This is a genomic window from Pseudomonas sp. BGI-2 (assembly GCF_004310295.1).
Classification (GTDB): Bacteria; Pseudomonadota; Gammaproteobacteria; order Pseudomonadales; family Pseudomonadaceae; genus Aquipseudomonas.
Map to the genome: position 1 here is coordinate 36,426 of NZ_SISB01000009.1, position 22,601 is coordinate 59,026.

Annotated in this window: 15 protein-coding genes; 6 read left to right on the forward strand and 9 right to left on the reverse strand. The window is 59.6% G+C overall.

Going from position 1 to position 22,601, the window contains the following annotated elements; all coding sequences use genetic code 11:
• Positions 1-30 precede the first annotated feature (30 nt).
• Positions 31-714, reverse strand: coding sequence for a lipoprotein-releasing ABC transporter ATP-binding protein LolD (lolD, locus tag EYC95_RS08390; RefSeq protein WP_165557440.1), 684 nt, complete (start codon positions 712-714; stop codon positions 31-33).
• 7 nt (positions 715-721) lie between these two features.
• On the reverse strand, positions 722-1,972 hold the full coding sequence (locus EYC95_RS08395) for a lipoprotein-releasing ABC transporter permease subunit (RefSeq protein ID WP_131059936.1): 1,251 nt from the start codon (positions 1,970-1,972) through the stop codon (positions 722-724).
• 94 nt (positions 1,973-2,066) lie between these two features.
• On the opposite strand from EYC95_RS08395, the gene EYC95_RS08400 reads away from it, so the two are divergent.
• Both EYC95_RS08400 and EYC95_RS08405 read left to right on the forward strand, forming a co-directional pair.
• The gene (locus tag EYC95_RS08400) at positions 2,067-2,645 is read left to right on the forward strand and encodes a PilZ domain-containing protein (protein WP_131059937.1); all 579 of its coding nucleotides are present in this window, start codon (positions 2,067-2,069) and stop codon (positions 2,643-2,645) included.
• Positions 2,646-2,659: 14 nt separating this feature from the next.
• Positions 2,660-3,382, forward strand: a complete 723-nt coding sequence (locus tag EYC95_RS08405; protein WP_131059938.1) for a glycerophosphodiester phosphodiesterase — start codon at positions 2,660-2,662, stop codon at positions 3,380-3,382.
• Between the two features lie 42 nt (positions 3,383-3,424).
• Here the strand turns inward: EYC95_RS08405 and sthA are convergent, their stop codons facing one another.
• Positions 3,425-4,819 carry a Si-specific NAD(P)(+) transhydrogenase gene (gene sthA / locus EYC95_RS08410; protein ID WP_007907752.1) on the reverse strand — a complete coding sequence of 465 codons (1,395 nt, stop codon included), beginning with the start codon at positions 4,817-4,819 and terminating at the stop codon, positions 3,425-3,427.
• A gap of 207 nt (positions 4,820-5,026) precedes the next feature.
• A complete protein-coding gene (locus EYC95_RS08415) occupies positions 5,027-5,971 on the reverse strand; it encodes an FAD:protein FMN transferase (protein WP_131060008.1) in 945 nt (314 codons plus the stop codon).
• 407 nt (positions 5,972-6,378) lie between these two features.
• Here EYC95_RS08415 and EYC95_RS08420 point away from each other — a divergent pair, with 407 nt between their 5' ends.
• The gene (locus tag EYC95_RS08420; protein WP_131059939.1) at positions 6,379-7,677 is read left to right on the forward strand and encodes an MFS transporter; all 1,299 of its coding nucleotides are present in this window, start codon (positions 6,379-6,381) and stop codon (positions 7,675-7,677) included.
• A 177-nt stretch (positions 7,678-7,854) separates the two neighbouring features.
• Here the strand turns inward: EYC95_RS08420 and EYC95_RS08425 are convergent, their stop codons facing one another.
• Positions 7,855-9,318, reverse strand: coding sequence for a glyceraldehyde-3-phosphate dehydrogenase (locus EYC95_RS08425; RefSeq protein ID WP_131059940.1), 1,464 nt, complete (start codon positions 9,316-9,318; stop codon positions 7,855-7,857).
• Between the two features lie 363 nt (positions 9,319-9,681).
• Between EYC95_RS08425 and mfd the strand changes: the two genes are divergently transcribed.
• Genes mfd through EYC95_RS08440 form a run of 3 tightly spaced genes read left to right on the forward strand, consistent with a single transcriptional unit; the run spans position 9,682 to position 16,413 of the window.
• A complete protein-coding gene (gene mfd, locus EYC95_RS08430; RefSeq protein WP_131059941.1) occupies positions 9,682-13,131 on the forward strand; it encodes a transcription-repair coupling factor in 3,450 nt (1,149 codons plus the stop codon).
• Positions 13,132-13,141: 10 nt separating this feature from the next.
• Positions 13,142-13,708, forward strand: a complete 567-nt coding sequence (locus tag EYC95_RS08435) for a CsiV family protein (RefSeq protein ID WP_131059942.1) — start codon at positions 13,142-13,144, stop codon at positions 13,706-13,708.
• An 11-nt stretch (positions 13,709-13,719) separates the two neighbouring features.
• On the forward strand, positions 13,720-16,413 hold the full coding sequence (locus EYC95_RS08440) for a DEAD/DEAH box helicase (RefSeq protein WP_131059943.1): 2,694 nt from the start codon (positions 13,720-13,722) through the stop codon (positions 16,411-16,413).
• 133 nt (positions 16,414-16,546) lie between these two features.
• Here EYC95_RS08440 and EYC95_RS08445 read toward each other — a convergent pair whose 3' ends face one another.
• The 4 genes from EYC95_RS08445 to EYC95_RS08460 all read right to left on the reverse strand — a co-directional run bounded on the left by EYC95_RS08445 (position 16,547) and on the right by EYC95_RS08460 (position 22,515).
• On the reverse strand, positions 16,547-19,843 hold the full coding sequence (locus EYC95_RS08445) for a DEAD/DEAH box helicase (protein ID WP_131059944.1): 3,297 nt from the start codon (positions 19,841-19,843) through the stop codon (positions 16,547-16,549).
• 45 nt (positions 19,844-19,888) lie between these two features.
• Positions 19,889-20,626: an S-methyl-5'-thioinosine phosphorylase gene (locus tag EYC95_RS08450; protein WP_131059945.1), complete on the reverse strand. Its 738-nt coding sequence runs from the start codon at positions 20,624-20,626 to the stop codon at positions 19,889-19,891.
• A 12-nt stretch (positions 20,627-20,638) separates the two neighbouring features.
• Entirely contained in the window at positions 20,639-21,637 is a 999-nt protein-coding gene (gene nagZ, locus EYC95_RS08455; RefSeq protein ID WP_178083827.1) for a beta-N-acetylhexosaminidase, read from the reverse strand.
• Positions 21,638-21,807: 170 nt separating this feature from the next.
• Positions 21,808-22,515, reverse strand: a complete 708-nt coding sequence (locus tag EYC95_RS08460; protein ID WP_131059947.1) for a TetR/AcrR family transcriptional regulator — start codon at positions 22,513-22,515, stop codon at positions 21,808-21,810.
• Positions 22,516-22,601 lie beyond the last annotated feature (86 nt).

Here is a 22,601-nt window from a genome sequence, read left to right on the forward strand (position 1 = left end):
GTACTCTTCAGTACGCCGGGTTTTGGTCAATCAGATGGGCGTCAGGCAACCTTCCTGCAAATGCAGGACGCGATCCATCTGGCGAGCCAGGTTCATGTCGTGAGTCACCACCAGGAACGCCGTGCGCATCGAGGTGCTGAGTTCCAGCATCAAATCCTGAATGCCCTGGGCGGTGTGGGAGTCGAGGTTGCCGGTCGGCTCGTCGAGCATCACCAGGCCTGGCTTGTTCACCAGAGCGCGGGCGATGGCCACGCGCTGACGTTCGCCGCCGGACAGTTCGGACGGTTTGTGCTCCAGGCGATGACCCAGCCCTACTCGCTCCAGCAACGCGGTCGCACGCTGACGCGCTTCCGGGATTGCGGTTTTGCCGATCAGCAGCGGCATGCAGACGTTTTCCAGCGCGGTGAACTCAGGCAGCAAGTGGTGGAACTGGTAAACGAAACCCAGCGACCGATTGCGCAGCAAACCGCGAGCCTTTTCGTTCAGCGCAGACAGCTCTTCACCGGCCAGCCAGACGCTGCCCTTGGTCGGCGTATCGAGGCCGCCCAGCAGATTGAGCAACGTACTTTTGCCCGAACCCGAGGTGCCGATAATCGCCACGCGCTCACCCGGATGCAGCTCCAGTTGCAGGCCGGCCAGAACTTCTACCGACTCCGGGCCTTCCTCGTAGGATTTGCCCAGGTTGCGGCAGCTCAAGATTGCTTTATCACTCATGCCCAACTCACTCATAACGTAGCGCCTCCGCAGGCTGGGTGCGCGCGGCACGCCAGGCTGGATACAGGGTGGCGAGGAAACTCAGGACCAACGCGGCGGCGCAGACCATCAACACATCCTGGCTCTGCACTTGCGACGGCAGGTAATCGATGAAGTACACGTCGGCGTTGAGGAACTTGTGCCCGATCAGGCCTTCGAGGGCCGAGATCGCGGCGCTGACGTTCAGCGCGGCGAAGATCCCGACCACCGCGCCGATCAGCGTACCGATCACGCCAATGACCGTGCCCTGGACCATGAAGATGGCCATGATCTGCCCCGGCGTGGAGCCAAGGGTGCGCAGAATCGCGATGTCGCCCTTCTTGTCATTCACCACCATCACCAGCGTGGAAATGATGTTGAAGGCGGCGACGGCGACGATCAGCAGCAACAGCAGGCCGATCATGGCTTTTTCCATGCGGATTGCCTGATACAGATTGCCGTGGGTGCGCGTCCAGTCGCGGGCATAGAAATGGTCTTCGCCGAGTTGCTGGGCGATATTCCACGCCGTGCGCGGGGCCTGGAACAGGTCGTCGAACTTCAGGCGGATGCCCTGAACCTGATCCGGCTTCCAGCGATGCAGCTTCGCCAGATCCTGCAGGTTGGTGACACCCAGATACCCGTCGATCTCACCGGCGCCGACATGGAAAATGCCCACAACGGTAAAGCGTTTCATGCGCGGGAACATCCCGGCCGGGGTCACCGTGACTTCCGGCGCTACGAACGTCAGCTTGTCGCCGACCGCAGCGCCGAGCTTGGCGGCCGCCTTGTCGCCGATGACGATGCCGAAACTGCCCGGCGTGAGATCGTCGAGTTTGCCCTGCTGCATGAAGTTATCAATGATCGAGACCTGCCGTTCCAGCGCAGGGTCGATGGCATTGAGCAGGACTTTGGAAACCTTGCCGTTGTTGGTCAGCAGGCCCTGCATCTGGGTGAACGGCGCCACGGCCGTCACCTGCGGGTTCTGCTTGACCTTGGCAGCCAGGCTTTGCCAGTCGCTGATCGGTTCACCGGACTCGATGGTCGCGTGGGGCACCATGCCCAGCACGCGGGTGCGCATCTCATGATCGAAGCCGTTCATGACCGAAAGCACGACGATCATCACGACCACGCCGAGGGCGAGTCCGATCATCGAGGTCAGGGAAATGAATGACACAAAATGATTGCGACGCTTTGCACGGGTATAACGCGTGCCAATAAATACGAAGAGAGGTCTGAACATGTCGGGGCTTGTTCGGAGGGAAAAGGAACGTCCTTGTGGCGGGGGTCGATAACCAGCTTTACACTCAGACCACCGCCGCTACCATGGGTTCGCCATGTCGACATTAGATGAAGAAGATCGCCGCGAATACTACCGTATCGAGGACACGATCGCACTGGAAATTCGGCCCCTGTCCGCTCCCGAAGCCGCAGGCCAGGAAGTGTTGCAGGATGCTTCCCCACTGTTCAACTTGCTCAGCGAACTGCACCTGAGCGAATTCGAGTCGCAACACCTGTTACGCCAGATCAGCGAGCGCGACCGCAACCTCGCGGCGTTCCTGAAATCCCAGAACAAACGCATCGATCTAATGAGCCAGGTGATCGCCATCACCGTGCTCGGGCAGATCGGCGAGCCGCAGCCGGTGATCATTTCCGAAGGCGGCATCGACTTTCAGTACCCGACACCCATCGCCGTGGGCGCGCACCTGTCGGTCAAACTGGTACTGATGCCGCAAGCCCTCGGCCTGTTGCTGCGGGCCAAGGTCACGCATTGCGATCGCAAGGCTGGCGCCTACGACGTCGGCACCGAGTTCCAATACCCGACCGATGCCCAACGCCAATTGCTGGCCCGCTACATTTTGCAGAAGCAGGCCCAGGAACGACGTCTGGCCCGCGAAAACGAATCCGGCATTTAATTTAAGGAAGAACCGTGACCCTCATCTACGGCCATCGCGGCGCCAAGGGCGAAGCACCGGAAAACACGCTGACCGGTTTTCAGCAATGCCTCCAGCACGGCGTACGCCGCTGCGAACTGGACCTGCACCTGTCCATGGACAACGAGCTGATGGTCATCCACGACCCGACGCTCAAGCGCACCACCGACCGACGCGGCAAGGTCGTCGAGCACACCGCAAAAGACCTGGTGACCTACGACGCACGCAAGGGCGGCCCGGGCTGGATCAAGCCCTGCCTGATTCCGACACTGGAAGAACTGTTCGAGAAATGCGATTTCGAGCACTGGCAACTGGAAGTCAAAAGCGCTTCACGCACCCGCGCCGCGACGACCGTGCTGGCGATTCGCGAAATGGCTCAGCGTTTCGGCCTGCTCGACAAGGTCACCATCACGTCGAGTTCACGTGAAGTATTGAAAGCCGCGCTGGACCTGGTGCCGGACGTGTCCCGCGGTCTGGTGGCCGAGTACGCGTGGCTTGACCCGTTGAAGGTCGCGCAAAGTTATGGCTGTGAGATTCTGGCGCTGAACTGGACCCTGTGTACGCCGGAACGCCTGCAGAAGGCGCAGCGTCAGGGGCTGCATGTGTCGGTGTGGACAGTCAACGAGCCCGCGCTGATGCGCAGACTCGCCGACTTCGGCGTTGACAGCCTGATTACAGACTTTCCCGGTTTGGCCAGCGCCACCCTCGAGAATTGCTGAAATCGGTCTCCCCGGCCGGCTCAGGCCACCGGCCGGAGCCACTCAAAAAAGCCGGTTGAGGCCGTCGTATGCCGCTACCCGATAGGCTTCGGCCATGGTCGGGTAGTTGAACGTCGTGTTGACGAAGTACTTCAACGTGTTCAATTCGCCCGGCTGGCTCATGATCGCCTGACCGATGTGAACGATCTCCGACGCCTGATAACCGAAGCAGTGAACGCCCAGCACTTCCAGTGTCTCGCGGTGGAACAGGATTTTCAGCATACCCTGGGGCTCGCCGGCAATCTGTGCACGCGCCATGCTCTTGAAGAACGCCTTGCCCACTTCGTACGGCACCTTGGCCTGAGTCAGCTCCTGCTCGTTCTTGCCGATCGAGCTGATCTCGGGAATGGTGTAGATGCCGGTCGGCACGTCGTTGACGAAGCGCCAGCTGTTGTTATCGACGATGCTGCCAGCGGCCGAACGGCCCTGGTCGTGCGCAGCACTGGCCAGGCTCGGCCAGCCGATCACATCACCGGCTCCGTAAATGTTCGGAACGCAGGTGCGATAGGCTTCGTCGACTTCGATCTGGCCACGGCTGTTAACCTTGACGCCGATGTTTTCCAGACCCAGCTGATCGGTGTTGCCGGTACGGCCGTTGCACCAGAGCAAGGCGTCGGCCTTGATCTTCTTGCCGGACTTGAGGTGCAGGATCACGCCGTTGTCCACGCCTTCGACGCGGTCGTAGTCTTCGTTGTGGCGAACCGTGATGTTGTTGTTGCTGAAGTGGTAGCTCAAGGCCTGGGAAATTTCCGAGTCCAGGAAGCTCAGCAACTGACCGCGGTTGTCCACCAGTTCAACCAGTACACCCAGGCCACTGAAGATCGACGCGTATTCGCAACCGATCACGCCAGCGCCGTAAACAATGAGTTTGCGCGGGGTGTGGCCGAGGCTGAGGATGGTGTCGCTATCGTAGATACGCGGGTGATGGAAATCGATGTCCGCCGGGCGATAAGGACGCGAACCGGTGGCGATGATGATGTGCTTGGCCACCAGTTTTTCGACCACGCCGTTGGCGCAGACCACTTCGATGGTTTGCTCGTCGGCGAAGCTGCCGGTGCCGAAGAACACGTCGACGCGGTTACGGGCGTAGTAGCCGGTGCGCGAGGCGACTTGTTTGGAAATGACTTTTTCGGCGCTTTTCAGCACGTCCGGGAACGAGAACCAGCGCGGCTCACCAATGGCCCGGAACATCGGGTTGGTGTTGAACTGCATGATCTGCCGGACCGAGTGACGCAGTGCCTTGGACGGGATGGTACCCAGGTGGGTGCAGTTGCCGCCGACCTGGCGACGGCTATCGACCATCGCCACCTTGCGCCCTGCTTTGGCGGCGTTCATTGCCGCGCCTTCTCCCGCCGGGCCGGAACCCAGCACCACCACGTCGTAGTTGTAGACAGCCATGCGTACTCCTCAGAACAGGCCGCGGCGCCCTCGGCACCTGCGGCTAAATCACGCCGATCTGCGGCGTGAAGGAACAATTTGGGGCCAGTGCAGAACCCGGACACAGTCTATAGAAGCGTCAACGCCGGGCACATTAACCCTTGGTCGCGTCGTAGGCTAGTTTTGCCTGCACTACAACGCCAGTCTTCAATGAGCGGATCACCGCAATCATTCGGTTTTGCCGCCACTGAGGCGCTCAAAAGCCTGATTGGTTCGTGTGACGAAACCTGTATCGGCACGAATCACAAAAAATGCGCCGATATCGTGTTTTTCGGCGTAGTCCCAACCGCGCTCCGGGCCGAGAATCAGCAACAGCGTCGATAAGCCATCGGCCATTAACGCTGAAGGATTAATGACCGTGACTGACGCCAGGGTGTGTGAGACCGGCGCACCGGTTCGGGCATCGAAGGTGTGAGAATAACGCTTACCGTCCTGCTGAAAATAGTTGCGGTAGTCGCCGGAGGTGGACAGGCCATAGCCATCGACCGCGATGATTTTTTGCGCGACCTGCTGGTCGTCGCGGGGCACTTCCAGGGCGATTTTCCAGGCTGAGCCGTCGAGTTTTTTACCCGCTGCCTTGAGCTCGCCGGTGACTTCGGCCAGGTAGTTGTGGATACCCAGCGCTTCGAGTTTTTCGGCAATGGTGTCGACGGCGTAACCGGCGGCGATGCTGTTGAAGTCGACTTCGACGGCGGCGTCCTTGCACAACTGATCGCGGTCGATGCGCAGGTGTTGGTAACCCACCCGCTGCCGTACTCCGGCGAGCGCCTGGGCAGCGGGCACTTTTTCCTCACGGGCCTGCGGGCCGAAACCCCAGAGGTTGAGCAGCGGTTCGACCGTCAGGTCGTAGGAGCCTTCGCTTTGTTCCGAGAGCTGCTCGCCGACGCGGACCAGCTTAAGGATCGACGCGGGCATTTTCTGACAGCGATGGGCCGGGAGATCGTTGAAAACCTCGATGTCCGAATCGCTGCGGTAGGTGGACATTTGCTGATCGATGTCGGCCAGGATCTTTTCGACCTGCGCCTTGATGTCCTTTTGAGCGGGAAGACCGGTGTGGTGCACATATTTGATTGAATAAGTGCTGCCCATGGTTGGACCTCCGAAGGTTTCCATGGAGTTGGAGTTGCCGCAGCCGGACAGTGCGCCGAGCAGAACCAATAAAACGCCCCGACACCCATTCAACGATTCCCACCTCCCAAAGCATTCCCTGACACAACGCCAAGGCCGGCCATTATGCACCTTCCCTTGTAGGAGCGAGGCTTGCCCGCGAAGACGGTGTGTCAGGTTAATCGCCTTCGCGGGCAAGCCTCGCTCCTACAGGTCTAATTCGCTCCGCCTCTAAATTCATACCGCTTAATGGCTATATCGTTTAAGCAGCAAGCTAACTAGTTGTTGCCTAACGATCTTCATACACATATCGTTACAAAACTGTTCGCCGAGGGAACCCGCCTTCATGGCGACAGCGAGGACGCGTCTAAATCAGGGATTTCCGACAAGATAGCCAAAGTGAGCACGTTGAAATGTCCTCGAATACGGGCAAAGGCATAGCGATTATTCGCGTTGTCAGCGGTAACTTTCTCGAAGTGTTCGACTTTATGGTCTATGGCTTTTACGCCACGGCCATCGCTAAAACCTTCTTCCCCGCCGACAGCGCTTTCGCCTCCCTGATGTTATCGCTGGCCACGTTCGGTGCCGGCTTCCTGATGCGTCCTTTGGGGGCGATTTTCCTCGGGGCCTACATCGACCGTCATGGCCGCCGCAAAGGCCTGATCATTACCCTCGCGATGATGGCGGCCGGCACGGTGCTGATTGCGTGCGTGCCGGGTTACGCCACCCTCGGCGTCGCCGCGCCACTGCTCGTATTGTTCGGCCGCCTGCTGCAAGGCTTCTCGGCCGGCGTAGAACTGGGCGGTGTGTCGGTGTACCTGGCGGAGATCTCCACGCCGGGTCGCAAGGGCTTTTTTGTCAGTTGGCAGTCTGCCAGTCAGCAAGCCGCGGTGGTGTTCGCCGGCCTGTTGGGGGTCGGCTTGAACCACTGGCTCAGCCCCGAAGAAATGGGCGACTGGGGCTGGCGCGTGCCGTTCCTGATCGGCTGCATGATTGTGCCGGTGATCTTCGTGATTCGTCGTTCACTGGAAGAAACGCCGGAGTTCCAGGCGCGTAAACACCGCCCTACCCTGGGTGACGTCGTCCACTCGATCAGTCAAAACTTTGGCATCGTCATCGCCGGCATGGCGCTGGTGGTGATGACCACCGTGTCGTTCTACCTGATCACCGCCTACACCCCGACTTTCGGCAAAGCCGAACTGCACCTGTCCGATCTGGATGCGTTGGTGGTGACGGTGTGTATCGGCCTGTCCAACTTCTTCTGGCTGCCGGTGATGGGTTCTGTGTCCGACAAAATCGGACGCAAACCCCTACTCCTGGCGGCGACAATTCTGGCAATCCTCACGGCCTACCCTGCCTTGTCGTGGCTGGTGGCGAACCCGAGCTTCAGCCATTTGCTGATCGTCGAGTTGTGGCTGTCGTTCCTGTATGGCTCGTACAACGGCGCCATGGTCGTGGCGCTGACCGAGATCATGCCGGTGGAAGTTCGTACGACCGGTTTTTCGTTGGCCTACAGCCTGGCGACGGCAACCTTCGGCGGGTTTACGCCGGCGGCCTGCACGTACCTGATCCACGTGCTGGACAACAAGGCTGCGCCAGGAATCTGGCTCAGTGGCGCGGCGGTGTTGGGGTTGATTGCGACGCTGGTGTTGTTCAAAGGCAATCGGCATGAACTGCGGACTGCGCAGGCTGCCGTGGTCGCCGGCGCCTGAGAGATTGCCTTCGCGAGCAAGCCCGCTCCCACATTGGATTTGTGTACGCCACAGATCAAATGTGGGAGCGGGCTTGCCCGCGAAGAGGCCGGCACAGACAACACATCTGCAACTGACAAACCGCACAAACAAAAACGCCCCGACCAAAGTCGGGGCGTTTTCATGTGCAGCTAACGCTTAGCGCGGGAATGCTGGCGGGTTTACACCGGCCATGTCTTCCATCACGCGAACCACCTGGCAGCTATAACCGAATTCGTTGTCGTACCAAACGTACAGAACAACGCGGTTGTCTTGGGTGATGGTTGCTTCAGCGTCCACAACGCCTGCGTGGCGCGAGCCAACGAAGTCGGTGGAAACCACCTCCTGCGAGTTGACGTAGTCGATTTGCTTATGCAGATCGGAGTGCAACGCCATGTAGCGCAGGTACTCGTTCATCTCTTCACGGGTGGCTGCTTTCTCAAGGTTCAGATTGAGAATGGCCATCGACACGTTTGGCGTCGGAACGCGGATCGCGTTACCGGTCAGCTTGCCGGCCAGTTCAGGCAGCGCCTTGGCGGCAGCAGTGGCAGCACCGGTCTCGGTGATCACCATGTTCAGCGCGGCGCTACGGCCACGGCGATCGCCTTTGTGGAAGTTGTCGATCAGGTTCTGGTCGTTGGTGTACGAGTGAACCGTTTCAACGTGGCCATTGATGATGCCGAACTTGTCGTTGACAGCTTTCAGCACCGGCACGATGGCGTTGGTGGTGCAGGAGGCAGCCGAAACGATCTTGTCGTCAGCGGTGATTTCACCGTGGTTGATGCCGTGAACGATGTTCTTCAGCTTGCCTTTACCCGGAGCGGTCAGAACAACGCGATCGATACCCGGGCAAGCCAGGTGCTGGCCCAGGCCCTCGGCGTCACGCCATACGCCGGTGTTGTCCACCAGCAGCGCGTCTTTGATGCCGTACTGGGTGTAATCCACTTCAGTCGGGTTTTTCGCGTAGATAACCTGGATCAGGTTGCCGTTGGCGGTGATGGTGTTGTTGGCTTCATCAATGGTGATGGTGCCATCGAACGGACCATGAACCGAGTCACGACGCAGCAGGCTCGCACGCTTGACCAGATCGTTCTCGGCGCCCTTGCGGACAACGATGGCGCGCAGACGCAGGCCGTCACCACCACCGGTTTTCTCGATCAGGATGCGCGCCAGCAGACGGCCGATACGACCGAAGCCGTACAGGACAACGTCGGTGCCTTTACGAGCGGCAACGTTTTGCTGACCCACGACGTCAGCCAGTTCTTCGCGGACGAACTGCTCGGCGGTGCGGCCATTGCCTTCGGCTTTGAACTTGACCGCAAGCTTGCCCAGGTCAACCGAAGCGGCACCGAGCTTGAGCTCGCTCATCGCTTTGAGCAGCGGGAATGTTTCGTGGACGGACAATTCGCTGTCATCGGACTGACGATGACGAGCAAAGCGGTGAGCTTTGAGAATCGCAATGACTGAACGATTGATCAGGCTGCGGCCATAGATCGAGCTCACCACGTTGTTATTGCGGTAGAGCTGACCGATAAGCGGAATCATCGCTTCTGCGAGTGCTTCACGGTCGATCCATTCACCAAGACACTGGTCGGGCTTCTGAGTCACGGGAACCTTCCACATGTAGGGGCAGAAAAAAGGGGCTACATTATGCCGCCGAGTGCCTCCCGTAGCAATGCGCGCCTGTCGTGCGATCCGTAACAAATTCCTGTTCAAAAAAATTACGCACCGCTAAAGCCCAGTAAAACCGCGGCCTTCAGCGCAGTCAATTTTTTGGAGACACCGCTGTCTTATCCGTAACCCTCCGTAACACTCAGTCGTTTTGCCACTACATAATCATCAATTTTCGGTAAAAAACCGGCGGATTTTGTCTTTACCACTACATTTCGCCAAACCTGCGTAATAGACACAGTCTGCAACTGACAGGCGGCACCCGAGGCCGCTACAATTACCGACTTTGTCGCAACGCTTGGAGCTCAACCTTCCGTGCCCGTTCTGCGTCTACCGCTTCTCCCTGCCGCGGCAGGTAAACAGCACTGGGGCAACCTGCCCGGTGCCGCCCTGAGCCTGGCCATCGCCGAGGCTGCCAGCGCTGCCAAGCGCTTTACCCTGCTGCTGACCGCCGACAGCCAAAGTGCCGAACGGCTGGAACAGGAGCTGAGTTTCTTCGCCCCGGATTTGCCCGTACTGCATTTCCCGGACTGGGAAACCCTGCCCTACGATCTGTTTTCGCCACACCAGGACATCATTTCCCAGCGCATCGCCGCCTTATACAGGTTGCCGGAGCTGAGTCATGGCGTGTTGGTCGTGCCGATCACCACGGCGCTGCACCGCCTCGCGCCGACCAAATTCCTGCTCGGCAGCAGCCTGGTGCTGGACGTTGGCCAGAAGCTCGACGTCGAGCAGATGCGCACCCGACTTGAAGCCAGCGGCTATCGCTACGTTGACACGGTGTACGAGCACGGCGAGTTCACCGTCCGCGGTTCGTTGATCGATCTGTTCCCGATGGGCAGTAAACTGCCCTTCCGTATCGACTTGTTCGACGACGAAATCGAGACGCTGCGTACCTTCGATCCGGAAAACCAGCGCTCCATCGACAAGGTCGACACCGTCCGCCTGCTGCCCGCGCGGGAATTCCCGCTGCAAAAAGATGCGGTCACCCGCTTCAAGGCACGCTTTCGTGAGCGCTTCGATGTCGACTTCCGTCGCTGCCCGATCTTCCAGGATTTGAGCAGCGGGATTACACCGGCCGGTATCGAGTACTACCTGCCGCTGTTTTTCGACGAAACCTCGACGCTGTTCGATTACCTGCCCCAGGACACCCAAGTGTTTTCCCTGCCGGGCATCGAGCAGGCCGCAGAGAACTTCTGGAACGATGTGCGCAATCGCTATGAAGAGCGCCGCGTCGATCCGTCCCGTCCTTTATTGCCACCGGCTGAGCTGTTCTTGCCGGTGGACGATTGCTTCGCACGCCTGAAGAGCTGGCCACGGGTGGTTGCCAGTCAACAGGACGTGGAAACCGGTGTCGGCCGCGAGCGCTTCCCGGCACGAGAACTGCCGAACCTGGCCATCGAAGCCAAGGCCACTCAGCCGTTGGCGGCGCTGGCCGGTTTCCTCGACGAGTTCCCCGGGCGCGTGTTGTTTACCGCCGAGTCCGCGGGCCGTCGTGAAGTGCTGCTGGAGCTGCTCGAACGCCTGAAGCTGCGACCGAAAACCGTCGACAGTTGGCCGGACTTCGTCGCGAGCAAGGAGCGCCTGGCGATCACCATCGCTCCGCTCGATGAAGGTCTGGTGCTCGACAACCCTGCCTTGGCGCTGGTCGCCGAAAGCCCGTTGTTCGGTCAGCGCGTGATGCAGCGTCGTCGCCGCGAAAAACGCACCGACGCCAACAACGATGCCGTCATCAAGAACCTCACCGAGCTGCGCGAAGGTGCGCCGGTGGTGCATATCGATCACGGCGTCGGTCGCTACCTCGGGCTCGCGACCCTGGAAATCGACGATCAAGCCGCCGAGTTCCTGACTCTGCAATACGCCGAAGGCGCCAAGCTGTACGTGCCGGTGGCCAACCTGCACCTGATCGCCCGTTACACCGGCAGCGACGATGCCCTGGCCCCGCTGCACCGTCTCGGCTCCGAAACCTGGCAGAAAGCCAAACGCAAAGCCGCCGAACAGGTGCGCGACGTCGCCGCCGAACTGCTCGACATCTATGCACGTCGCGCCGCTCGCGAAGGTTACGCGTTCGAAGACCCGAAAGCCGATTACGCAACCTTCAGCGCCGGTTTTCCGTTCGAAGAAACCCCGGACCAGCAAACCACCATCGATGCCGTGCGCGCCGACATGCTCGCGCCAAAACCGATGGACCGACTGGTTTGCGGCGATGTGGGTTTCGGCAAGACCGAAGTGGCCATGCGTGCGGCGTTCATCGCGGTGCACGGCGGTCGTCAGGTGGCGATTCTGGTGCCGACCACCCTGCTCGCCCAGCAGCATTACAACAGCTTCCGCGACCGCTTCGCCGACTGGCCGGTGAGCGTGGAAGTGATGAGCCGCTTCAAGTCGACCAAGGAAGTGAACGCCGCGGTCGCGGACCTCGCCGAAGGCAAGATCGACATCGTCATCGGCACGCACAAGCTGCTGCAGGACGACGTGAAGATCAAAAACCTCGGGCTGGTGATCATCGACGAAGAGCACCGGTTCGGTGTCCGTCAGAAGGAACAGCTCAAGGCCTTGCGCAGTGAAGTCGACATTCTCACCCTGACCGCCACGCCGATTCCGCGCACGCTGAACATGGCGGTGTCGGGCATGCGCGACCTGTCGATCATCGCCACACCGCCGGCCCGTCGCCTGTCGGTGCGGACCTTCGTCATGGAGCAGAACAAGAGCACGGTCAAAGAAGCCTTGCTGCGTGAGTTGCTGCGTGGCGGTCAGGTCTACTACCTGCACAACGACGTGAAGACCATCGAGAAGTGCGCCGCCGACCTCGCCGAACTGGTGCCGGAAGCACGGATCGGCATCGGCCACGGGCAGATGCGCGAACGCGATCTCGAACAGGTAATGAGCGACTTCTACCACAAGCGCTTCAACGTGCTGATCGCCTCGACCATCATCGAGACCGGCATCGACGTGCCGAGTGCCAACACCATCATCATCGAGCGTGCCGACAAATTCGGCCTGGCGCAGTTGCACCAGTTGCGCGGCCGCGTCGGTCGCAGTCACCACCAGGCTTATGCATACCTGCTGACGCCGCCACGCCAGCAAATCACCCCGGACGCGGAAAAGCGCCTGGAAGCGATCGCCAACACCCAGGACCTCGGCGCGGGCTTCGTGCTCGCCACCAACGACCTGGAAATCCGTGGCGCCGGTGAATTGCTGGGTGACGGTCAAAGCGGTCAGATCCAGGCCGTCGGTTTCACCCTGTACATGGAGATGCTCGAGCGCGCGGTGAAGTCGATCCGCAAGGGCGAACAACCGAACCTCGATCAGCCGCTGGGCGGTGGCCCCGAAGTCAACCTGCGTGTCCCGGCGTTGATTCCAGAAGCCTACTTGCCGGATGTGCATGCCCGACTGATTCTCTACAAACGCATTGCCTCGGCCACCGATGAGGAAGGCCTCAAGGACCTGCAAGTGGAGATGATCGACCGCTTCGGCTTGCTGCCGGAGCCGACCAAGAACCTGATGCGCATCACGGCGTTGAAGCTGCAAGCCGAATTGCTGGGCATCAAGAAAGTCGACGGCGGCCCGCAAGGCGGCCGGATCGAGTTCGCGGCGCAGACGCCGGTCGACCCGCTGACCCTGATCAAACTGATTCAGGGCCAGCCCAAACGCTACAAATTCGAAGGTGCCACGATGTTTAAATTCATGGTCCCGATGGAAAGCCCGCAAGAGCGCTTTAATACTGTAGAGGCGCTGCTTGAGTGCCTCATTCCGAAAACTGCTTGAAGGACGCCGCATGCGCCTGTTTCGTTTACTGACCTTGCTGACCACCCTGGTCGCCCCAACGGCCTTTGCCGACGACCTGTATCAGATTGAAATGATTCTGGTCCGCCAGAACGCTGTGCCTGCCATTGTCAGCAAAGCCGCACCCGAAGACTGGGCTGCCGGCGCCCAACGTATCAACCCCGACAGCCTGCGCACGCCAAGCCTGAATGGCGAAGTGGAAAAACTGACCGCCAGCAACGAATACACCGTGTTGCTGCATAAGGCCTGGCAGCAGACCCTCGGTGAAGAAGCCAGCAAAATCGCGATCAGCGACGGCACGGAGCAGTTCGGCCAGTTCCCGATCGAGGGCACCCTGAGCCTGAAACTGGGGCGCTTCACGGATGTGGATGCGGACTTTTGGGTCAACCAGATCGACGCCAATGGCATGGTCACCGCCAGCGAACGCATGAAGCAGGAAAGCCACACCAAGAACGGCCAGCTGAATTTCCTCGATAACGGCCATCTGGGGATGTTGATCAAGATCACCTCGTTGACCGCCCCTGCGCCTCGGCCAGTCCCTGATGAAATTCCGGACTGATTGAAGTCCTTATGCCTCCGACCCTGAGCAAACCCCTCGCACCTTCCTGGGTCAGCCGATTCAAGGAACAGAGCCTGGAGCGTGGCCGTCGCTACGCGCTGGAGAACCGCGTCAGGATCGTCGAGGCAGGCGACGCCACGATCGTCGCCGCTTGCGAAGGCTCTGGCGGTAACGTTTACCGTCAGACCATTCGCCTTCGCGAGTCAGCCAAAGCGACGTTGCTGATGGTCGACGCCACGTGCACTTGCCCGGTTCACGCCAACTGCAAACATTGCGCGGCGGTGTTGCTGAAAGTGCAGGAAACCCTGGCCTATCCCGCAGCCGCCCAAGACGCCGAACTGCTGGAAAAACTTCAGGCCGTGCTGGAAAACCGCAGCCCGAAGGCCCCGCCCCAAGTCCTTGTGGATAACGTGCAACCGGTGCCGCGCCTGTGGCTGGCGAGCATCGAGTTCAGCGCCTTCGAACCGCGCAACGGTAAGATGCAGCGCTACATCCAGCATCGTGCGGCGCTGTCTTTCAGCTACCTGGATGAATACGTCTGCGGGCAGAAAAACGCCGACGTCCTGATTCGGCAGGAAACCCAGACGCTGCGGATAAAACGCCATCCGGAAGCCGAACAGGCCTACAGGGAGCAGTTGCGAATCCTCGGCTTCAAAATCGCCACCCGCCAGAGCAAAGCCTTGCCGGAAAGTGCCGGCGATCTGTATGAGATGGTCAACGACAGCGCCTGGCTGACCTTCACCCTCAACGAGCTGCCGAAGTTGCGCACCCAGGGCTGGGAGCTGCAGATCGACGAGGAATTCGGTTTCGACCTGACCGCCGTGGATGACTGGTACGCCACCGTCGAGCAGGCGCCGGAACGCGACTGGTTTGATCTGGAACTGGGGATCATCGTCAACGGCGAGCGCCTGAGTCTGCTGCCGATCCTGTTGAACCTGATGCGTTCCCACACCGAAATCCTCAATCCGGAACGCCTCGCCCGACGTCGTGACGACGAACTGATTCTGGTGAACATTCCCAACCGCCCGAACTCCCAATACGGTCCCTTACAGGTCGCCCTGCCCTTCGGTCGGTTGAAGCCGGTGCTGGCAACCCTCGGCGAGTTCTACCTGCAAGAGCCTGGCGAAACCACGCTGCGCCTGAGCAAGGCCGACGCCACGCGCCTGAATCCACTGGAAGGCATGCCGCTGCTTTGGGAAGGTGGCGAGCAGATCCGCACGTTTGCCCAGCGCCTGCGGGACGTCAAGGACTACACCGCGACGGCCCCCGAAGGCTTGAACGCAACCTTGCGCCCGTATCAGCTGGAAGGCTTGAGCTGGATGCAATCGTTGCGGCAACTTGAAGTCGGCGGAATTCTCGCGGACGACATGGGTTTGGGTAAAACCCTACAGACACTGGCGCATATTCTCAGTGAGAAAAACGCCGGACGCCTCGATCGGCCGTGCATGGTGGTGATGCCCACCAGCCTGATCCCTAACTGGCTCGACGAAGCCGCGCACTTCACGCCGCAACTTAAAGTGCTGGCGTTGTACGGTGCCAGTCGCAAAAAGCATTTCGACAATCTGGCCGATTACGACCTGATTCTGACCACCTATGCGTTGCTGCCCAAGGACGTCGAACGTCTGGCGGCGCAGCCTCTGCATGTGCTGGTTCTGGATGAAGCGCAGTACATCAAGAACCCCAACAGCAAGGCTGCTCAGGCGGCCCGTGAGTTGAATGCGCGCCAGCGTCTGTGCCTGAGTGGCACGCCGCTGGAAAACCACTTGGGTGAACTGTGGTCGCTGTTTCACTTCCTCTTGCCTGGCTGGCTCGGTGACGTAAAAAGCTTCAACCGCGATTACCGCGTGCCGATCGAAAAGCGCGCCAGCGAAGTCAGGCTTCAGCACCTCAATGGTCGGATCAAACCGTTCCTGCTGCGCAGAACCAAGGAGCAGGTGGCGACGGAGTTGCCGCCGAAGACCGAAATCATCCATTGGGTCGAGCTCAACGAAGCCCAGCGCGATGTGTATGAAACTATGCGCCTGGCGATGGACAAGAAAGTCCGCGACGAGATCACTCGCAAAGGCGTGGCACGCAGCCAGATCATCATTCTTGAAGCGCTGCTGAAGCTGCGCCAGGTGTGCTGCGATTTACGCTTGGTCAACGATGCCGTGCTGCCGACTCGCGGCAGCACCTCGGGCAAGCTCGACAGCTTGATGGAAATGCTGGATGAATTGTTTGAGGAAGGTCGGCGGATTTTGCTGTTTTCGCAGTTCACGTCGATGTTGGCGCTGATCGAGGTCGAACTGAAGAAACGCGGTGTCGAATATGCGTTGCTGACGGGACAGACCCGTGACCGACGGGCGCCGGTGAAAGACTTCCAGAGCGGCAAGCGTCAGATCTTTCTGATCAGCTTGAAGGCCGGTGGTGTCGGCTTGAACCTGACCGAGGCGGATACAGTGATCCACTACGATCCGTGGTGGAACCCGGCGACGGAAAATCAGGCGACTGACCGGGCGTATCGCATCGGCCAGGAGAAGCCGGTGTTCGTCTACAAGATGATTGCCCGTGGCACGGTGGAAGAGAAGATTCAGCACCTGCAAAAGGAAAAATCCGACCTGGCGGCGGGCGTGCTGGATGGGCGCAAGACTGGGGACTGGAAGTTGCAGAGCGATGATATTGAAGCGTTGTTTGCGCCGTTGCCGGATAAGCTGGAAAAGCGCTGAGATCCGCGGCGTCTGGTAGATCGCCATCGCGGGCAAGTCGGATCGCCGCACCGCTCGCTCCTACAGGGACCATGGTCACCCTGTGGGAGCGTGGCTTGCCCGCGAAGGGCTCACCTCGATCTCACTGAAGACATCAGGACTTGAGATTTGGCAACGGCGCAAACAGCGCCTCAATATCACTCTGCTCAAGCTTCCAGCCGCCAGTCGTTCCACCTTCAAGCACCGCCCCGGCCAGCGCAGCCTTCTCTAGCTGCAGTGCCTGTATTTTTTCTTCTACGGTGCCACGGGCTATCAGCTTGTAGACAAACACAGGTTTGTTTTGCCCGATCCTGTAGGCCCGGTCAGTCGCCTGGTTTTCCACCGCCGGGTTCCACCAGGGATCGAAATGGATGACCGTATCCGCAGCCGTCAGGTTCAGACCTGTGCCGCCAGCCTTCAAACTGATCAGAAACAGCGGTACTTTACCGCTCTGGAAATCCTTGACCGGCGTGCGCCGATCCGTCGTCTCACCCGTCAACAACGAGTAGCCCAGACCACGTTGCTGCAACTCTTCCTCAATCAAGGCAAGCATCGAAGTGAACTGTGAAAACAGCAACACCTTGCGACCTTCGCTGAGCAACTCTTCCAGCATCTCCATCAAGCTGACCAGTTTTCCGCTACCAGAACGAAGGGCCTTGGCGGTGAGCGGCATTTTGATCAGCCGCAGATCGCAGCACACCTGACGCAGCTTGAGCAATGCATCGAGGATGATGATTTGACTGCGCCCGACACCACTACGGGCAATTTCGTCACGCACCTTCTTGTCCATCGCCACGCGCACGGTTTCATACACATCCCGTTGTCCATCGCTGAGATCAACCCAATGCACAATCTCGGTCTTGGGCGGCAACTCGGTCGCCACTTGATCTTTCTTGCGACGTAGCAAAAAGGGCTTTATCCGGGCCGTCAGGTGTTGCATCCGCTCGGTGTTACCGTGCTTTTCAATCGGCGTGCGGTAGTCGCGATTAAAGGTTTTGCTGTCGCCAAGCCAGCCGGGCAGCAAAAAGTGAAACTGCGACCACAACTCGCCGAGGTGGTTTTCCAGCGGAGTGCCGGACAGGCACAATCGCTGGCGGGCCTGCAGGTCGCGGGCTGCCTGAGCAGCTTTGCTGACCGGATTCTTGATGTTCTGCGCTTCATCGAGAATCAGCACACTCCATACCTGAGACTGCAATACCTCCAGGTCCCGAGGCAGCAATGCGTAGGTGGTCAACACCAAGTCGTAATCGGCAAGGCGGGCAAAGTCTTTTTGCCGCGCGGCGCCATGCAGCGCCAGTACCTTGAGCTGCGGAGCAAAGCGCAGTGACTCGTCGAGCCAGTTGGGGATCAGGCTGGTGGGCATCACGGCAAGTGCCGGACGATCAAGCCGCCCAGCCTGCTTTTCCGTTAGCAAATGAGCCAGGGTTTGCAGGGTTTTCCCCAGGCCCATATCGTCGCCGAGGATGCCGCCGACCTCCAGTTCACGAAGGGTTTGCATCCAGTTCAGCCCTTCAAGCTGATACGGTCGCAGTGTCGCTTTCAACCCCTCGGGCGCCGAGACATGAGCATGGTTCGACTCACGCAGACGCTTTGCAAAACTGCGCAGTCGTTCACCGCCCTGCCAAATTAGCGGGACGCCTTCCAGCGCGCTGAGGCGCGCGGCATCCGGCAAACTCAAACGCAATGAATCGCCTTGATGCGTCCCCAGGTACAACTCGCCCAGGGTAACCATCAGCGGTTTGATCCGACCATAGGGCAGCGCGACTTTGCCATGGGGTTTGGCACCGAAACGCCCATCACCAAGTCCAATCAGCAACAGTTCGTCATCGTTGCGTTGGGCCAGGCTTGCGGGATCCATCAACTGTGGCTGGCTACGCAGCAAATGCAGCAATATCGGCAGCAGGCTGTGACGTTCGCCGTTGACGACGATACCCAGTTGCAGATCGAACCACTGGTGCCCCGATCCTTCCTCGACTTGCGCATACCACTCTTCTACAGGCTGCAAGTTGAAATGAAAGTTATCGCTGATATCGATCAGCCAGTTTTTCTCCCTCAGCGCCGGGACTCCGTCCTGAGCAAAGGCAAGCCAGGCTGCGTCATCCGCCAGGGTGAACATTTCGCCGGGACGGTCCAGGCTGCTTTTGCGCGTGGCCTTTTTAAAACCGTGTTTTTGCAGGGCCTGACGCAGGGCTTTCTCGGCGGAGGGGTTGCGCTGTATACGCTGGGTTTCAGTCCCGGAAAGGATTAACACTTCCGGATTTCTGTCCGACGTCGGATGGCCGTTGTAGGTGAACACCAATGCGGCGCGATGCTCTGGCTCATGCTGCCAGCGGACGTAGCGCTTGCCGCTGGCGAGTGTCAGGTGAGCCTGAGGAAAAACGCCGTCAATGACCCGCTCCGTCAGTGTGTGAGGCGGCGGTGCAACTTGCGTCGCCGCCCTCATTCGATGACTGAACTGCATTGCCTGACGCGCCGGAATATCCGGGACCAACGACAAGTGACAAGCCAGTTTTTCATCCATCTCGCTGAACAGCGGCCCTACTTGCAGCCGCTCGCGATCCAGATAGTACAAGGGCTCCAGGGCCAGGATCGTTTCCACTGGGGCCGCGTCACTGCCCCATTGCGGGCGAAAACTGCCATTGGCTTGTTCGGCCCAAGCAAATTGACCCGTTCTTCTCATTCCCGGCGTCAGGGGTTGTGGCTGTTCGAGATCCAGGAAAATGCGCGAGGTTCGCAACAGCATTTCGATGAGTTCGGCGCCACTGCTGCCTTCCAAGGGGTAGCCTGCGTAATAGGCGTGATGGGAGTGAACGGCGACTAATAGCCTGGCGATTCGAAGGTCGAGCTCGGTCAGGTAACCGGGCTGGCGTATCAGCGTGTCCGACAGCGAGTACATCGACTTGATGTCTTGCATACGGCCGTCCTTGAGCTGACGCGCCTTGAAGATCTCTAGCGTCCATTTCCCGGCGGTTGGCGTGGCCCTGAGTTTGTAAAACAGGCGCGTACTCGTCACCTGCGACGGCTCATCGGGGGGATTGCTGGCAGATGGAATACCGTCAAGCCAGCGCTCCAGTTCACGATTCAGGTGAATGGAAGCCGTACTGTCAGCAACAGCGACCGGAAGGTCTTGCAGGTGATAGATAACGGTTGCGCAATGTTTGCAATCGATCACAACGGGGCATGAGCAGTTGCAGTCCAGCTCAAAAGTACCATTGGCATCTTCGACCAGCTCAATGTGCTGTTCGTAGACGTTACCTTGGGAGCCCCTGCAGGTTGCACGAACCAACACATCATCAAGTTCGAGGATTTTTACCCGATGCTCAGGGGCATATCTGCGCGCCTTATCCAGAGCGCGATGACTGAATGCCTCCGCCCACGGCAGCTGTTGAAGTTGCTCGATGATTGTCGACATACACTCAATGCTTTTGATAATGAATTAATGATGGTGGCGTACAACTTAGACTTTTAACACCCGCGCCAACGTCGACTTGACCTTCCCCATCCCGTCCTGCAACGCCTGCTCGATCTCCGCCATGGTGATCACCGCCGTGGATTTGCCCGCTGCCGGGTTCACCACCAGCGCCAGACACGCGTAATCCAGTTCCAGTTCACGCGCCAATGCCGCTTCCGGCATGCCGGTCATGCCGACGATGTCGCAGCCATCACGTTCCAGTTTCGCGATTTCAGCGACGGTTTCCAGACGTGGACCCTGAGTGCAGGCGTAGACGCCTTGACTGCTGTAATCGACACCTTCAGCCGCCAACGCCGCGATCAATTGCTGACGCAGTGATTCGCTGTAGGGATAGCTGAAGTCGATGTGGGTGACGTGCTCCAGGTCATCGGCGAAATAGGTGTGTTCACGGCCGCTGGTGTAGTCGATCAGTTGATGCGGCACACAGAAATGCCCGGTGCCCATGGCTGCATGAATCCCGCCCACGGCGTTGACCGCGAGGATCGCTTCGGCCCCCGCCTGTTTCAGCGCCCAGAGGTTGGCGCGGTAGTTCACCTGATGCGGAGGAAAACGGTGTGGGTGACCGTGACGGGCGATGAACAGCACTTCCTTGCCGGCGTATTCACCGATCTGCACTTCTGCCGAAGGCGGGCCAAAGGGCGTATCCACCGCCAGTGACTGACGAATGCTCAGACCTTCAAGTTGAGTCAGGCCGGTGCCACCGATAATCGCGTAAACCGTCATAACGAAAAGTCCTTATTCAATCAGTTGAGCTTCTTTAAGCGCGCCTATGGCGGTCAGCCAGCGCGGGTTCTGACGGTATTCAGTATTGGCATACGACTGGCCACGCATCCGCGCAATGCGATCGGACGGTTGGACCTTCAAGCGCTGGGCGGCGCTCAAGGCCAGTTCCGCAGCAGCGCGGTCGTTGCATACCAGGCCCATGTCGCAACCAGCGGTCAGCGCGGCTTCGATACGGCTGGCCGCATCGCCAACCACATGGGCGCCGGCCATGGACAGGTCGTCGCTGAAGATCACGCCATCGAATTGCAGCTCGCCGCGCAGGATGTCCTGCAACCAGCGACGGGAGAATCCGGCGGGCTGGGAATCAACTTGCGGGTAAATTACGTGGGCCGGCATGACGGCGGCCAGTTGCTTGCTCAATTTGGCGAACGGCACAAGGTCGTTGGCGCGGATTTCGTCGAGGCTGCGTTCGTCGTTCGGGATCGCGACGTGGGAATCCGCCTCGGCCCAACCGTGACCGGGGAAATGCTTGCCGGTGGCGGCCATGCCGGCGCTGTTCATGCCGCGAATGAATGCACCGGCCAGCAGCGCTGCGCGCTCAGGATCACCTTCGAACGAACGGGTGCCGACGACGGCGCTGCGCTGGTAATCCAGGTCCAGCACCGGGGCAAAGCTCAGGTCGAGGCCGACGGCCAGCACTTCGGTGGCCATGATCCAGCCGCACTGCTCGGCCAGGTACTCGGCGTTCGGATTGTCAGCGATGGCGCGCATGGCCGGCAATCGCACGAAGCCTTGGCGCAGACGCTGAACGCGACCGCCCTCCTGGTCCACCGCCAGCAACAGATCGGGACGAATGGCGCGGATCGCAGCGCTCAGCTCACGCACCTGGCGCGGGTTTTCGATGTTACGGGCGAAAATGATCAGGCCGCCCACTTCGGGCTGACGCAACAATTGGCGATCTTCGGCCGTCAGCCAGGTACCGGCGACGTCCACCATCAACGAGCCTTGCAGGCCAGCAGTCATAGAAATTCCTTGATAACGAAAAACCCGGCTCGCGTAAATACGCCGCCTTGGGCTGTGCCCGGCAGGTCGGCGATATCAATGGGAAGCGAATTCAGAACGAGAGTCGGCATGGGCGGCTAGCTTAGCGGATGTCAGCCGCCGCGCCCACCCGTGCGCGGTTAAACCTTGGCGGCAGCCGGGGCCGACTTGCTGCGCGGACGCAATTGCGCGGTGGCCATGGCCGCGTCGGTGACGCCGGTTTCGGCACGCATGCCTGCGGCCAGGAACGGCACCATCAGGCGCATCACTTGCTCAATGGACGTGTTGACGCCGAAATCGGTCTCGGCAATGGCCCGCAATGCCTTGATCCCCGACATGCTAAACGCTGCGGCGCCGAGCATGAAGTGCACGCGCCAGAACAACTCGATCGGTGGAATGCGCGGCGCGGCTTCGTTGACCAGCATCATGTAGCGGCGGAACACCTTGCCGTACATGTCTTCCAGATAACGACGCAGGTGGCCCTGGCTCTGACTGAACGCCAGCCCCAGCAAACGCATGAAGATAGACAGATCGTTGCCGCTGCGAGGCTGCACGACGAGGGCCTGCTCGACGAGAATTTCGAGCAGCTCTTCAAGGGTCGGCTTGTTTTCAGGCTTGGACTGACGCCGCTCCAGCTCTTTATCAAGGCTCAGGCAAAACGGCCCGAGAAAGCGCGAGAAGACAGCCTGGATCAGCGCCTTCTTCGAACCGAAGTGATAATTGACCGCCGCCAGATTGACCCCAGCCTTGCTGGTGATCAGACGCAACGAGGTTTCGGCGAAACCTTTTTCCGCGAACAACTGCTCGGCAGCATCAAGAATGCGTTCAACGGTTTCCGACTGGGCCATGGCTACTCCGCCTGACAAACACTTGTTTGAAACATACGTTTCAGCCTGTGCGTTGTCAAGCTTGCCGGTTCGTTTTGGGAATGGTC

Excerpts from the sequence above, each read along its gene's own strand:
- lolD (WP_165557440.1), bottom strand. The coding sequence starts at position 714 with ATGAGTGATAAAGCAATCTTGAGCTGCCGCAACCTGGGCAAATCCTAC.
- EYC95_RS08395 (WP_131059936.1), bottom strand. The coding sequence starts at position 1,972 with ATGTTCAGACCTCTCTTCGTATTTATTGGCACGCGTTATACCCGTGCA.
- EYC95_RS08400 (WP_131059937.1), top strand. The coding sequence starts at position 2,067 with ATGTCGACATTAGATGAAGAAGATCGCCGCGAATACTACCGTATCGAG.
- sthA (WP_007907752.1), bottom strand. The coding sequence starts at position 4,819 with ATGGCTGTCTACAACTACGACGTGGTGGTGCTGGGTTCCGGCCCGGCG.
- EYC95_RS08415 (WP_131060008.1), bottom strand. The coding sequence starts at position 5,971 with ATGGAAACCTTCGGAGGTCCAACCATGGGCAGCACTTATTCAATCAAA.
- EYC95_RS08420 (WP_131059939.1), top strand. The coding sequence starts at position 6,379 with ATGTCCTCGAATACGGGCAAAGGCATAGCGATTATTCGCGTTGTCAGC.
- EYC95_RS08425 (WP_131059940.1), bottom strand. The coding sequence starts at position 9,318 with ATGTGGAAGGTTCCCGTGACTCAGAAGCCCGACCAGTGTCTTGGTGAA.
- EYC95_RS08435 (WP_131059942.1), top strand. The coding sequence starts at position 13,142 with ATGCGCCTGTTTCGTTTACTGACCTTGCTGACCACCCTGGTCGCCCCA.
- EYC95_RS08440 (WP_131059943.1), top strand. The coding sequence starts at position 13,720 with ATGCCTCCGACCCTGAGCAAACCCCTCGCACCTTCCTGGGTCAGCCGA.
- EYC95_RS08445 (WP_131059944.1), bottom strand. The coding sequence starts at position 19,843 with ATGTCGACAATCATCGAGCAACTTCAACAGCTGCCGTGGGCGGAGGCA.
- EYC95_RS08450 (WP_131059945.1), bottom strand. The coding sequence starts at position 20,626 with ATGACGGTTTACGCGATTATCGGTGGCACCGGCCTGACTCAACTTGAA.
- EYC95_RS08460 (WP_131059947.1), bottom strand. The coding sequence starts at position 22,515 with ATGGCCCAGTCGGAAACCGTTGAACGCATTCTTGATGCTGCCGAGCAG.